The organism is Paenibacillus sp. CF384 (assembly GCF_900106745.1).
In the GTDB taxonomy this organism is placed as follows: Bacteria; Bacillota; Bacilli; order Paenibacillales; family Paenibacillaceae; genus Paenibacillus_Z.
Map to the genome: position 1 here is coordinate 185,566 of NZ_FNNV01000010.1, position 14,183 is coordinate 199,748.

A 14,183-nucleotide genomic window follows, 5' to 3' on the forward strand; every position below is an offset into this window, starting at 1 on the left:
TGAATGCCTGCTATCCCGTCTTAACCCAACCTTTACGATGCGCGAATACGGCAAGCTGCGTTCTGTCTTCCAGCTCGCATTTCATCAGAAGGTTGCTGACATGCGTTTTGACCGTCTTAATGCTAATATGAAGCTCTTCCGCAATTTCCTTGTTGGACATCCCTTCGGCAATGAGCAGAAGCACTTCTTTCTCCCGCTCTGTCAGCCCTTCATCAGCCCCTTGCGTGCTCCGCTGACGCAGCCCTCTCGTAAGCGCCTGCGAGACATCATGAGTCATCACCGGCATTCCTTTGGCCGCCCCATTGAGCGCGTAGATGAGTTCCTCTGCCGAAACGGTCTTCAGCACATAACTAACCGCACCTGCTTCAACTGCCGCAACAACCTTCTCATCTTCAAGGAAGCTTGTGAGCATGACGATCTTGAGCTCGGGAAATTCCTTCATTATATGGCGAGTGGCTTCAACGCCGTCCATCACCGGCATCATGAGATCCATAAGGACCAGCTGCGGCGGCCCGTCTTGTATGCCGGCCTTTAGCATATCCAGCGCTTCTTTACCGTTAGCTGCTTCGGCGATCACTTCGAATTTCGGGTCCAGCATCAAGTACGTGCGCAATCCCGCTCGAACCATATCATGATCGTCGACAATCATTATTTTCCAGCTGTTATTTGAACTCATCGCTAAGGTTCTCTCCCTTATTCAAATAATTAGGCAATGTCACTCTGACTCTTGTTCCGCTTCCCGGCTTACTAATGATGGAGGCATCACCGCCGAGCTTGTTAGCCCGCTCCCTCATCGTCGATAGCCCATATGAGCCTCGCTTCACTTGATCCGCCCGGAAGCCGGCACCGTCATCCTGCAAGGTCATCACGATCTGCCGCTCCGTCTCCGCTACCGTTAACAGTGCTGTTTGCGCACCTGCATGCTTCACGATATTGGCCATCGCCTCCTGCACAATCAGGAACAACTGGTGCTCCTTGGCTTCAGACAGCTTCTCCCGCACACGCCATTCGAGTACACCTTGCAGTCCGTTCTGCCGGCAGTAGTCCGGAAACCATTTGTCCAGCGCTTCTTGAAGTGACCTGCCCTCAAGCTCCATCGGTCTAAGCTGCGCGATAAACCCGCGCATCTGCTTCTGCGCCATCGACGACATAGAGATCAACTGCTCCATCACGTCGCTCGCCCGGCTCGGGTTAAGCTCAAGCAGCTTAGGAAGAGAAGATGCCGACATATGTATAGCGAACAGCTGCTGCGAAACCGTATCGTGGAGATCTCGTGCAAGCCGTCTGCGCTCTTCCAGCACCGCCGCTTCATTCGAAGCGGTTTCCCTCATCACCTGCTCTTCCCCGGAGTGCTGAATCCAGTGCATCCGTTCATCGAGCGACTCCATCATATCGTTGAATTCACGAAATGCCGGCGTAAACGAACCTTCTTCCGGCAGCCGTGAGCTGTAGTTTCCGTGCGCTGCCTGCTTCAAGCCAAGCACGAGCAAATCCATCTGACGCTGAATCCGTTGTGCTGCCCAATACCCGAATACGGCGCTGATCAATAAGAAAAGCACAGCAACGCCGATCCACAGCGTCCTGCTGTACCCTTTTGCCGTCAATTCGGTCCCAAACTGCCAGAGAAATACCGAAATCGTCGCTGAAGCCAGAAATAGCAAAATCATATCCCACTTGTTATTGCGAAACAATCGAACCATCATGTGCGCATCACCCTACCTTCGTAACGCGCACATCACCGATAAACGTACTGACGTGGAGCCTGATTTTCTTGTCGTTCTCTTGAAAATAAGGTGTTTCGATATCCATATTCTTAAAAATTCCGCCTTCTTTATGTTCAAGCACCGCGACATCGCCGATAAATGCGCTGGAAACGACGTGCACGCCGATTTCATAGTCGTCAGGCAAATACACTTTAACGTCGCCTATAAAGGAAGAGATATTGATTGTGGTCTCGCCCGGCAAAATTTGCGCCTTGGTCAGATCAAGCACGGTGTCACCGATAAAATGGGAGATATTCATCGGCTTGAGTTCCCAATAATCTTGGCCTAGATAAATGTCGCCGATGAAACCCGATCGCGTCTGCACGTTCGGATCATGATTCCACCACTCTACGCGTCCATTACGGTGATGGTGCCTGGCATTTCGCAAATGCCTCTCTTGGCGCTCCTTGACATTATTCGCATGCCTCTCGAAGTGCTCTCTGGTTCTGGCAGCTTGTTCTTCCCACTTCTGCCTCTTATGCTGCAGCTTCGTATACGCATCGTTAGGACGAACAGGCGGTATGACTTGTTCGCCCTCTGCCTTCATCTCCGAAGGCGCCTCACTCACGTCATTAGGTGCGGTAACCTCAGCTGGCGGCTTCGTCGGATCCGGATGAAGCGGCGGTGCCGGAGGAATGTCCACATGTACTTGACCGTAATTGTAGGCTTTCCAATCCTCGCCCGGATTCTGATCTTTCTTCTTCGGCTTCGGTTTAAGAATCATCCGTAAACCGAATATTATAAGCACTAAAGGCCCTACGAATTGCATCACATCGCCGACCGACCAGGCAAACCATTCCAAGTTGCGCCCTAGAAATACAAAGCCGACGATGAGCATGATCGCTGAACCGAAGAACGATCCGCTTCCGTGAACAGCGCGCTGCAGCATCCCTTGGATGCCAAGGAACAACAGCAGCAATGGCCAATAGGTGGAAACCACCATTCCGATATCGAAATCGACTACGCCGCTTTGTCTTAACATTAAGCCTACGCCCATTACTATAATAAAGAGGCCCCACATAAACCGACTGACAAAATTTCCATTCATTGCCGCCACCAGCTCCCAATCGCATCTGCAAAGGTTTGTACTCCAAGTATAACAGGTGCCGCAAGCGACATAAAAGGGTCTCACGGTTGACCCTTTCCTACGTCTGGAGACGGAGCGGATATGTGTTCTTGTTCAATTGGACGAGTTGATGTTAGGTCTTGTCACTTCACTCGTTGACATCATTAACACGGCACTTATATAATGGGTTTCGGATTGGAATGAGAGATAAAACCTAACATGACATACTAGAGGAGATGAGAGCATGGATTTAGCCACTCTGTCCACCGGGCTGGATACCATTTGGGTCGTGCTGACAGCGGCAATGATTCTACTCATGGAAGGCGGCTTTGCGCTTCTGGAAGCAGGCTTTGTGAGGCAGAAAAACGCAGTCAGCATCATTATGAAGGTATTCGTGGACATTGCCTTCGGCGCACTAATCTTTTACTTCATCGGATTCGGCCTGATGTACGGGAAAGATGCAGGCGGGTTAATTGGAACAACCGGCTTCTTGCTAGATGGAGATATGTCTCATATTTCGCTCAACATCTCCCACGAGACTTATTGGCTGTTTCAATGCGCTTTTGTAATCGCCGTTATTTCCATTGTTTCCGGGGCGGTTGCGGAACGCATTCACTTTAGAGCTTATATCTTGTATGCGATTGCGATGACCGGCTTAATCTATCCGGTTGCCGGACACTGGGTCTGGGCGGTTGGCGGCTGGCTTGGCAAACTTGGCATGATCGACTTCGCCGGCTCTGCCGTTATCCATGCATTAGGCGGTTTTGCAGCACTCGCCGCAGCGATCTTCATCGGACCGCGTATCGGTAAATTCACACCGGAAGGCAAAAGCAACATCGTCCCCCCTTCCAACCTGCCACTCGCATCGGTTGGAGCATTCATCCTTTGGTTCGGTTGGTTCGGCTTTAACTCCGGAAGCACGCTCAGCGCAACGAACGGCTCCATCGGCCATATCGCGGTTACAACGATGCTGTCTGCAGCAGCAGGCGGAGCAATATGTATCCTCTTCACGATGATGCGTTATAAGAAAGCCGATCCGCCGATGGTTATCAACGGATCGCTGGCAGGTCTGGTGGGGATTACAGCAGGCTGCGCTTTCGTTTCCGATGGGGCTGCCATCTTGATTGGCTCGGTATGCGGCATCGCCATGGTCCTGGCAACCGAGTTTCTCGAGAGCAGAGGCGTCGACGATCCTGTTGGTGCGTTCGCCGTACACGGCGTCAGCGGCAGCCTCGGCACACTGGCAGTTGGACTCTTCGCCTTGCCCGAGATGACTAAAGGAATCGGACAAGAGTACTATGGCTTGTTCTACGGCGGCGGTTGGAATTTACTTGGTGTACAAGCGCTCGGCCTGGTCATCGTCAGCATCTGGGGGTTTGCACTTACATGGGGCGTTCTACTGCTTATCAGAAAATTCATGCCTGTACGCGTCTCCAGGGACGAAGAACTTATCGGACTTGATGTCGGCATTCATGGCGTACCAGCCTATAATCAAGACCATGACTTCCTTGATCTGGATCAGCTAAAGTCACGCAAGTAACTACAAAGACGCCTCCTTCACTCCGAAGTTCAATCTCGGGAGAAGGAGGCGTCTTCCTTTGTAGAAACAAAAAAAACCGTCCACACGCGGACGGTTACAAGTTAATTCATCTCATCATCCATCTCGCTCGAGACTTCGATGGTATCGGCAGCATTATTGTTATTATGTAGAATCGCACGAGCTTGCTCCACTTCAAGGCGGAGTTTGCGCACTTTCTCCATAGGGCGTTTCACGTAGTGAATGTATTCCACGGCAAGATGATGATCCGGTTTCTTGCCCGTAAGCATCCGGCGAAGTGTCGACATGGATTGATAGGAGCGCTCTTCATGTAGACGACGCTTCTCGTAACGTTCGACCATCTGCACAATTTCCGCAATCTCTTGCTCTCTCTTAGCAATATATGTGTTGAGGAAAGGAATGACTTCAGCAGCTTTACGGTGTCTCAAACGAGAAGGTGGTGTGTAAGTAATTGGTTCTGTCATGACAACTCCCCTGCCTTCGCATGTTATCATTTATCACACTACTTATCTTACACGATCATTTCCCGTTTGGAAACACCTTTTTCATCAAAATTGTTGGCAATTATTTGACGCTTATGTCAGCTCCTACGACACCGATCAATCGACCTTCCTCCGAACGAATCGGTACCGAGAGGGTCAAGCAAGGTTTCTTCGTAATCGCTGAGATGTACACCGGAGATGTGAAGGACTTCCCTTCCATCGCCCGCTTCCACCACTCACGGCCTTTGGCATTCAACAAACCCGCCTCAGGCTGGGAGAAAATAAACGACCCGTCATCGCGGTTCGACCATATCGCCTCGATCTCCGGCAATTGCCCAAGCAATCGAGAGAGCTGCTCTTGATGCGCGGATTCGTCAAGCGAGAACAGTCTCGCATCTGCTGCCAATTTGCTTAGCTTCTCCAGCGTCCCGTTTACGTTAATTTCGCTTTCTTTCACTTCGTGCTTAATGCCAACTTGCCCGATTGCATTTGTCAGCTCTCTGGATGACTTATGTAAATTAGTGCTGATTCGGTCCAGCTTCTTAATTTGTCTGCGCTGTTTATGTGTAAGCTCAAGTGTCTCGTCTACGCTTCCAAGTGTCTGGTTCACCGCATCGACAACATCCTTAAGCATGCCTGTCGTAGCGTTCATGCTTTGCGTCTGCTGCTTGCTTGCCGTACTGCTCTTGCTGACCAAGCGGTCTACTTCATGAATACGCGAGAAAATCAAATCCATACGATTCTTTGTTTGCGCCATCTCTTGAATACCTTGCTCTACTGCCGATCTTTCCAAATCCACGGAGGCAACCACTTGCTTGACCCCGTTCTCAATCTCTTCAACCAAACCACTGGAGCGTCTTACCGCCTCGTGACTTTGCTCCGCAAGCTTCTTGATTTGCTGGGCCACAATGGAGAAGCCTCGGCCGAATTCACCTGCATGTGCAGCTTCAATAGAAGCATTGAGCGCAAGCAGCGATGTTTGGGACACGATCTCTTGGATGAAGCTGTTGATTTCATTGATCCTGGAAGTTTGTTCAATCAGCTCGCGGATATGACGGTCCATCGTTCCGTTATGCTGCTGCAGATCATTCATCACTTTATCCGTGTTCGTAAGCGAACGGCAAACCTCAAGCACGACTTCCTTCGTTTCTTTACTTTCCGTATCGAGCAGCTGCGCCGTGTCGCTGATTTGTTCAGCAGATGCGGCCACCTCTTGCAGTGTCGAGAACGTCTCGCCTATACGGTCCATGGCACGTTCGCTGCACAACCGAAGCTCTCCCTCGGTAACAGCAGATTGATCGGCAATGTCCGTCAACTGGCCTATGGACTGATTGACTTCCTCTACCGCAGCGGTCAATTGATCCGAAATAACGAATGACTCATTGATTAATTGCGTGAGTACAGCATTCTGTTCTGCTTCTTCTTGCTTACTAGGCGTGCCTGAAGTTCTGAAACGCTGCAATAGCGGCATGATATTATCCCCCTTTTTTCGACAATTGGTCAGAATTAACTAATAGTATAGTTCACAGTCTCACAAATGAAAAGAGGGACCCCGCCGGGTCCCTCTCACGTACTGCTTCGTTAATGCGGAAGCTATGTTTATTTATCGGCTTTCTGTGAAGCGGCTTTCGTTGTTGCATTTGCTGAGTTTGCTGCGTTTTCTGACGCAAATTCTGCGTTGTATTTACTTTGGGCTGCATTAAATTTGTTGTTTTTATTTTTAGCCATTCCTGCTCACCTCCCCGTACAACCAATAGTATGGCAAGGCCGGGAACAGTTTATGTAAGTCTGAAAATGAATTATTGCTAAATCATTTTATCGCGTAAGAACTGCTTTGTTCGATGGATTCGGGCTTTGATTGTTCCGACCGGAACCTGCATCACCGCTGCGATTTCAGCATCCTTGAAGCCGTAATAAAATTTGTAGAGCAGCATGACCCTAGACGCCGGATCCAGCAAATCGAGCAGCTCATTGATCTCGAGCATGACCGCCGCTTCATCTCGATAACCGGCTTCTTGCGGCCTATATAGGTGCTCCATTTCGCTAGTGGGACGCATTCGAGCCGCTTTCTTATTCAAGTTCAGTGCGATATTGCTTGTAATCACTTTCGCCCATGAGAAGAGCTTGCTGCGCTCCCTCAGTGTCCCTTGCTTCGCGAGCATACGCACCCATGCTTCTTGAACGGCATCCTGGGCGTCCGACTTGTTATGCACCTTCGCATAGGCCACATGAATCATCTCTTTATAGAGTTCAAGCAGCTTGTCCTCATAAGCCTCTAATTGCAATAATACATTAGGCTCTGTATGAGATGAGTCAATGTTCATGGATATCCGCCCTCGACAGTGGATGATAGCGCTTTCAACGTGTATTCTAACATACCTGTTCCGCAAAAAAAAGAGAATATTCAACAAATCGTCGAATATTCTCTCTATGTCGATTAAGACTCAAGCAGCTCTCTTGGAATCGTCTTCTCTGCCGTGACTGCTTCATTCAGCTCATTCAGCCAAGCTTCCGTCAGCTTGCCGTTGCCGCGCCTCAGCACCTTAACAGTAACCTTGCGTTTCCCCCACTGCTTGAATACCTGCTTCCTGGTTTCAAAATACAAATCGATCTTCTTTCCTTTAATCGCAGACCCGGTATCGGCTACGATACCATATCCGTATCCAGGTACGTACAGAAGGGTTCCAATCGGAAACACTTTGGGATCTGCGGCGATTGTCGAAACAAATGCTCTTCGCACGCGAACGCCTGAATACGTGATCCCGTATTGCGGATGCCCCGGCCGCTTACCCGTCGATTCCACACCTGCAGTGTAACCTGTTGCTATAACTTGAATGGGCTTGAATGCCTTCGCTTTCGGCTGCTTGCTAATAGGTCGCTGTGTGATTTGCTTCTGTTCAATCTCAGCTCCTACGCTGCATGCTGCCGTGCAGTCTGCAAGTAAGAGACCGATTAACATCATCATTGCTGCAGTACTAATCGTTAGAACACGTTGAAACGACAAAAAGCTTGTCATCATCTGGGTTGTTATCCTCCTTAGTTCGAAGGATACCCAAGTGCGACAAGCTTTATGCGGCAGCCGGCATCATGTGCCAGCAGAGTGAATAATTAGATTTGCTTCTCGGCAATTTGCGTTTTAAGTTGTGCAATCAGCTCTGATACCGGCATGGAGCCCAAGTCGCCTTCACCGCGTTTACGTACGGAGACGGATTCGGAGTTCGCTTCATTCTCGCCGACAACGAGCATGTAAGGTGCTTTCTCGAGCTGTGCTTCACGGATCTTGTATCCGAGTTTCTCATTGCGAAGATCGGATTCAACCCGGATACCTGCAAGCTGCAGCTTCGCTTCAAGCTCACGTGCATAGGCTTCGTACGCAACCGAAACCGGGATGATTTTGGCTTGAATCGGGGACAGCCACAGCGGCAAGGCACCAGCGAAGTTCTCCAGCAAGAAGGCTGTCATACGCTCCATCGTGCTGATGATACCGCGGTGGATAACGACCGGACGATGTTTCTTGCCGTCGTCGCCAACGTATTCCAATTCGAAACGCTCAGGCAGCAGGAAGTCCAGCTGTGCCGTCGAGAGCGTCTCTTCTTTACCGAGCGCTGTCTTGATTTGAACGTCGAGCTTCGGTCCGTAGAATGCAGCTTCGCCTTCCGCTTCGAAGAATGGCAGGCCAAGCTCTTCCACAACCTCACGAAGCATACGCTGCGACATTTCCCACATTTCGTCGTTCTGGAAGTACTTCTCTGTATCCTGCGGATCACGGTAGGATAGACGGAAACGGTAATCCTTGATGCCGAAATCCTCGTACACTTGACGAATCAGCGTGACAACGCGCGCGAATTCTTCTTTAATCTGATCCGGACGACAGAAGATGTGAGCGTCATTAAGCGTCATTGCACGCACGCGGTGCAAGCCTGTCAGCGCACCGGACATTTCGTAACGGTGCATCGTGCCAAGCTCAGCGATCCGAACCGGTAGATCGCGATACGAACGCATATCGCTCTTGAAGACCATCATATGATGCGGGCAGTTCATCGGACGAAGAACGAGCTCCTCGTTGTCCATGATCATTTTTGGGAACATATCCTCGCTGTAGTGCTCCCAGTGTCCGCTTGTTTTGTACAATTCAACGTTCGCAAGAACAGGCGTGTAGACATGTTGGTAGCCTAGGCTTTCTTCCAAATCCACGATATAACGCTCCATAGTTCTGCGCAGACGTGCACCGTTTGGCAGCCACAGCGGAAGTCCTTGTCCTACTTCACGGGAGAACGTAAACATCTTCAGTTCACGGCCCAGCTTACGGTGATCGCGTTTCTTCGCTTCCTCCAGGAAATGAAGATGCTCATCGAGCTGCGCTTTCTTAGGGAACGCTGTGCCGTAGATACGCTGCAGCATTTTGTTCTTGGAATCGCCGCGCCAGTATGCACCGGCAACGCTAAGCAGCTTGAACGCTTTAATCTTGCCAGTCGAAGGCAAATGCGGCCCGCGGCAGAGATCGAAGAATTCGCCTTGATCATACATCGTAATTTGCGAATCCGCCGGCAGGTCGCGAATAAGCTCTAATTTGAGGGGATCGTTGATTTCAGTAAAGATAGCAATCGCTTCCTCGCGGCTTACTACGCGGCGGCGGATTGCTAGATCCTCCTGCACGATACGTTCCATTTCTTTCTCGATTCTGACCAAATCCTCAGGCGTAAGGGACTGCTCCATATCGATGTCATAGTAGAAGCCGTCTTCGATAACCGGACCGATACCAAGCTTCACATCGTTATTGCCGAACAGACGTTTAATCGCTTGTGCCATAAGATGCGCAGTACTGTGACGATAGACTTCAAGACCGTCAGCGGATTCAACCGTAACGATTTCTAGAGCAACATCGCCTTCAAGCGGTGTATACACATCTACCACTTTACCGTCTACTTTACCGGCAATCGCGTTCTTGCGCAGACCGTTGCTGATGGAACCTGCAACCTCTTCAATTGTTGTGCCCTGTTCGTATTCCCAGACAGCGCCGTCCGGAAGCTTGACCTGAATCGCCATACCCTTCGTTCCTCCTGGATGTGGTTCTTGCGGCCGCATCACGATGCCTTCGCAAGACCGAAATTTAACAATCTATGCGGTATGCAGCCAACAAAAAAAGCACGCATCCCGCAAAGGGACGAGTGCTCTAATAGACCCGTGGTTCCACCCTAGTTCAATCAGCGCCTAATCAACCTTGCCGGCCACTGATCCTTGTAGACGTCCTATAACGGGAACGGCCCGGTACAGCTTACTTCCAAACTTCACCATGAAGTGAGGGCTCAACTGGACAGCTACAAAGGGGTATATCGCCACTGCATCGCGAGGGAATTTCAGCCTAGGTTCCCTCTCTCTGAATCGAGCATCGCTGGTGATACATGTCTTTGTCATTGCTTTTACATGTCAATCATTATAATCTGACACCGACTGACAGGTCAAGCCTATATTGCGGTGTAAAATTCTTCTCACGGTATGACATTGCGTACCCGCTTCTCCGACACGACATCTGTCGCCTGCACAATAGGCAGTCCTTGCTCATCGAAGAAGTAGCTGCAATGGCCGCATGTGCAGCATAACCGTACCCGGTGCTCGAATATCGTTTCTAGCGTGCGCATCACGGGCAGCTCCGGCTGCCTCGTATGAATCACAATTTGCTGCGGCGATACCGTAATCAGCGTACTGACGATCATGTCTTCCATGTTCATTTCAGACTCCAGCATTTCCGCTACGATGCGGTCGGCCTGCACCGTTTCCAGCATTTGAAACTCTTGATCGTAAAGCACGAAGTCGCTGCCTCCCTTGTGCAATACATGCACAATCGGGAGCTTCACTTCCTGCATCCGGACAAAATATTTGAGCAGCGATATAAATTCCTGGTATTGCTTATCCATCACGTATTCATCTACTGCGTAGGCGACGACTTCCTTCAGTTCTTGCCAGTAAGCGGCAAGTCTAAACGTAACGAACCCGTCGAGATGCAACCGAGTGTTGCTGCTCAGAAACTGCTCGATCTCATCCGCCACTTTACCCATCCGGCGTTCTCTGTCCGATCGCAGCATAGCCGTATCGGTATCATCTTCCTGCACAGCCGGGACAGCGGCGCCGTAAAGAATATTTTGGCAGTAGCGCTCGAGCACTTCGATCTCTTTGACCACGTCATAATGAAACTGCTTGCGTATGATCGCCTTCAGCAGCATCGGCTCCAGTTCGGACATAATGTAGCGTGCAAAAGCGGTCGCGGATCTTCGGTACATTTGCGGGCCATCAGAAGCGAGCTTGAAATCCGCAAGGTCAACGAGGCATGAAATTTCCATGGTTTCGTACTCTGGCCTTGTGAAGCTCACGAACGGAACAGCGGTATCCTTATCGCTATGTAAATCGACAAATTCCTCGCTCAAACAATGGTGCAGTCGATCAATCGCTTCATGGGAAGCCGAAAGCAAAGAAACAGTGAACAGTTCCATAGGCTCACTCCTAAAAGTTTTTGCGAATAGCAGCCAGCTGGCAAGCGGGCTGGATATGGTGGCCGGACATTCGGCAAATTGGGCGTTAAACGAACGCACGAGGGTGGACTCAGCAGGATCAATTGCATACGAAATCCAGAGGTCGAATCGGGCTTCCTTAACAGTATATGGTTCTGCAAAAGCATATATACGATGTAGGCATTGGCACAGCTAGTGAGGGATTGGAATGGAAGGGCAATCGTGGCAGTTGAGGCGGCAGTTCATGCCCCCTAAACGAACAAAAGCTTCCCTTCAGGAAATACATTTCCTGAAGGGAAGCTTTATAGGTACAAAGAGGTCGATTTAGTTTTGCATGATAAAGTCGTTCTGCGCCATTTCGGATTCGTTATACATCTTCAGAATCTCGTAGCGTGTGTTGCGCTGTGCCGGGATCTTACCTGTCTCACGAATCAAGCGAAGAATGGAATCAATGTTGACCTTATGCGTCGTTCCGGCAGCGGAAACCACGTTCTCTTCGATCATCGTGCTGCCGAAGTCATTACAGCCGTAGGAAAGGGAAAGCTTGCCCACTTCCGGCCCCATCGTCACCCACGAAGATTGGAAGTTATCGATATTGTCGAGCGTAATCCGGCTGATCGCTAATGTTTTCAAATACTCTTCAGGCGTCGCTTTCTCCCGCTTCATATTCGTGTTCTCCGGCTGGAATGTCCACGGAATGAACGCCAGGAATCCTTTGGAATTATAGCCGTTCGCGATACACTCATCCTGTGCGTCACGGACGCGAAGCAAATGAAGCGCACGCTCTTCCATCTCTTCGCCGAAGCCGATAACCATCGTAGCAGTCGTATTCATACCGATGCGATGAGCGGTCTTCATAACGTCCATCCAGTCCGTCCAGGAACCCTTCAACCGGCTGATCTTGCGTCTGGTCCGGTCATCAAGAATCTCGCCGCCGCCGCCCGGAAGGGAGTCCAGCCCTGCACGATTCAGCTCGCGCAGCACCTCTTCAAGCGATTGTCCGCCGGAAAGCAAGACCATCTTATGAATCTCCGCCGGGGAGAAGGAATGCATCGTAATGCCTGGGTAATGCTGTTTAATCTTACGCAATAAGTCCAAGTAATACGAGAACGGCAGCTCTGGATTCACGCCGCCTTGCATCAGAATCTCGGTTCCACCGACATCCATCGTTTCTTTAATCTTCTGCAGGATAACTTCGTCCGGAAGCACGTAGCCTTCCTTCGAGCCGGGCGCCCGATAGAACGCGCAGAATCGGCAGTACACATCGCATACATTCGTATAGTTAATGTTCCGTCCGACAACAAAGGTCGTTACCGGATCAGGGTGATGCCGCAGCATAATCTGATTGGCCACATGGCCCATTTTCTCAATTTCATCGGATTCAAAAAGCGTTACGCACTCCTCAAGTCCAATTCGTTCTCCTTGCAGTGCTTTATCTAGAATGCGATCTACCTGTTGCACGCCAGAGACCTCCTTCTCTATCAACATATCCGTTACTTGCTTGCTTTCAATTAATACTACCACAAACGCCAACCAGCGTCATGCACCGACATCAGCCGAAAAAGCCAGCCAAAACGGCGAAAAACGCGGCTAGTCCGCCGGGACTGCCGCGTATCGCTTTATTTAGCCTTTAAGCGCTTGATCCAGATCGGCAATCAGGTCATCAATATCCTCTAGACCGACCGAGTAACGAAGCAAGCCATCCGTAATTCCGCGTTCATGACGAACCTCGCGCGGCATCGCCGCATGGGACATCATAGCCGGATAAGACAAAATACTTTCAACAGCGCCAAGACTTACCGCTACAAGCGGAAGCTTCACACGGCTGAGAACCGCTTTGGCACGCTCGCCGTCGCCTACATCGAAGGACACGACTGCGCCGTAACCCTTCGACTGTTTCTCATGAATTTCACGGCGCGGATGATTCGCAAGACCAGGATAGTACACCCGTGTAACTTCCGAATTGCTGCTCAGCCATTCTGCCAGCTTGCGAGCGCCGCGTTCGCTACGCTCCATGCGCGCTTGCAGCGTCTTCATGCCGCGGATCAGCAGCCATGATTCTTGTGCACCTAGAACAGTCCCAAGACCATTCTGCAGCTGCTTCAGCCTGCGGCCGAGGCTATCGGTTGCCACAACGGCAAGGCCTGCAAGCACGTCACTGTGGCCGCCAAGAAACTTCGTAGCGCTGTGCAGCACGATATCAACCCCAAGCTCGATCGGGCGCTGGTGGTACGGCGTCATAAATGTATTGTCCAGCAGCGTAATCAGCTCATGCTCCTTCGCCCATGTCGCGATCTCGCCGATATCGGTGATTTTCAGCGTTGGGTTGGAAGGCGTCTCCATGAAGACCGCCTTCGTATTCGGTTGAAGCGCCGCTTTCACAGCCTCGAAGTTCGTCATGTCCACGAAAGTGGACTCAATGCCAAGACGGTTCAGCACCGTGGTCAGCAGGCGGTAGGTACCGCCATAAACGTCCTCGGTTACGATAATGTGATCGCCTGTCGAGAACAGCAGGAACGCGGTCGAGATGGCTGCCATGCCGGATGCAAACGCAAACCCGCGAACGCCGCCTTCAAGCAGTGTAATGTAGTCTTCCAAAGCCTGACGCGTCGGATTGCCGGAACGGCTGTAATCGTACGTTGGCGGATTGAAGATATCATGATGATGGAAGGTAGAAGCTTGATAGATCGGTACGCTTGATGCGCCGGTATGTTCGTCGATCTCAGCCCCGAAATGAATCAATTTCGTAGCAAACTGCTTCTCGTTGTTGTTCTTGCCCTTGTCCGGATTCTGCTCTGCCATGATGGT

At 50.7% G+C, this 14,183-nt stretch carries 13 protein-coding genes; 1 reads left to right on the forward strand and 12 read right to left on the reverse strand.

Annotation, left to right across the window (positions count from 1 at the left end):
- Positions 1-10: 10 nt before the first annotated feature.
- Genes BLW29_RS17670 through liaF form a run of 3 tightly spaced genes read right to left on the reverse strand, consistent with a single transcriptional unit; the run spans position 11 to position 2,811 of the window.
- Positions 11-676 (reverse strand): response regulator, encoded by a 666-nt coding sequence (locus BLW29_RS17670; RefSeq protein ID WP_090981949.1) that lies wholly within the window; start codon positions 674-676, stop codon positions 11-13.
- Entirely contained in the window at positions 663-1,703 is a 1,041-nt protein-coding gene (locus BLW29_RS17675; RefSeq protein ID WP_090981951.1) for a sensor histidine kinase, read from the reverse strand. Before BLW29_RS17675 ends, BLW29_RS17670 begins: the two co-directional genes overlap by 14 nt.
- A 7-nt stretch (positions 1,704-1,710) precedes the next feature.
- The gene (gene liaF / locus BLW29_RS17680) at positions 1,711-2,811 is read right to left on the reverse strand and encodes a cell wall-active antibiotics response protein LiaF (RefSeq protein ID WP_256208699.1); all 1,101 of its coding nucleotides are present in this window, start codon (positions 2,809-2,811) and stop codon (positions 1,711-1,713) included.
- 262 nt (positions 2,812-3,073) lie between these two features.
- Between liaF and BLW29_RS17685 the strand changes: the two genes are divergently transcribed.
- Positions 3,074-4,369 (forward strand): ammonium transporter, encoded by a 1,296-nt coding sequence (locus BLW29_RS17685; protein ID WP_090981953.1) that lies wholly within the window; start codon positions 3,074-3,076, stop codon positions 4,367-4,369.
- 101 nt (positions 4,370-4,470) lie between these two features.
- Here the strand turns inward: BLW29_RS17685 and BLW29_RS17690 are convergent, their stop codons facing one another.
- The 9 genes from BLW29_RS17690 to BLW29_RS17725 all read right to left on the reverse strand — a co-directional run bounded on the left by BLW29_RS17690 (position 4,471) and on the right by BLW29_RS17725 (position 14,177).
- Positions 4,471-4,851 carry a hypothetical protein gene (locus BLW29_RS17690; protein WP_177186692.1) on the reverse strand — a complete coding sequence of 127 codons (381 nt, stop codon included), beginning with the start codon at positions 4,849-4,851 and terminating at the stop codon, positions 4,471-4,473.
- A 100-nt stretch (positions 4,852-4,951) separates the two neighbouring features.
- A complete protein-coding gene (locus BLW29_RS17695; RefSeq protein ID WP_090981955.1) occupies positions 4,952-6,340 on the reverse strand; it encodes a methyl-accepting chemotaxis protein in 1,389 nt (462 codons plus the stop codon).
- A 128-nt stretch (positions 6,341-6,468) separates the two neighbouring features.
- On the reverse strand, positions 6,469-6,597 hold the full coding sequence (locus BLW29_RS31830; RefSeq protein WP_256208700.1) for a hypothetical protein: 129 nt from the start codon (positions 6,595-6,597) through the stop codon (positions 6,469-6,471).
- 77 nt (positions 6,598-6,674) lie between these two features.
- A complete protein-coding gene (locus BLW29_RS17700) occupies positions 6,675-7,193 on the reverse strand; it encodes an RNA polymerase sigma factor (protein WP_090981957.1) in 519 nt (172 codons plus the stop codon).
- A gap of 113 nt (positions 7,194-7,306) precedes the next feature.
- Positions 7,307-7,885 (reverse strand): 3D domain-containing protein, encoded by a 579-nt coding sequence (locus tag BLW29_RS17705; protein WP_371264742.1) that lies wholly within the window; start codon positions 7,883-7,885, stop codon positions 7,307-7,309.
- A gap of 92 nt (positions 7,886-7,977) precedes the next feature.
- Positions 7,978-9,915 (reverse strand): threonine--tRNA ligase, encoded by a 1,938-nt coding sequence (gene thrS / locus BLW29_RS17710; protein ID WP_090981962.1) that lies wholly within the window; start codon positions 9,913-9,915, stop codon positions 7,978-7,980.
- A gap of 443 nt (positions 9,916-10,358) precedes the next feature.
- Entirely contained in the window at positions 10,359-11,357 is a 999-nt protein-coding gene (locus BLW29_RS17715; RefSeq protein ID WP_090981964.1) for a putative sporulation protein YtxC, read from the reverse strand.
- 342 nt (positions 11,358-11,699) lie between these two features.
- Positions 11,700-12,836, reverse strand: coding sequence for a cyclic dehypoxanthinyl futalosine synthase (gene mqnC, locus BLW29_RS17720; protein ID WP_090981967.1), 1,137 nt, complete (start codon positions 12,834-12,836; stop codon positions 11,700-11,702).
- A gap of 162 nt (positions 12,837-12,998) precedes the next feature.
- Entirely contained in the window at positions 12,999-14,177 is a 1,179-nt protein-coding gene (locus tag BLW29_RS17725) for an aminotransferase class I/II-fold pyridoxal phosphate-dependent enzyme (protein WP_090981969.1), read from the reverse strand.
- Positions 14,178-14,183 lie beyond the last annotated feature (6 nt).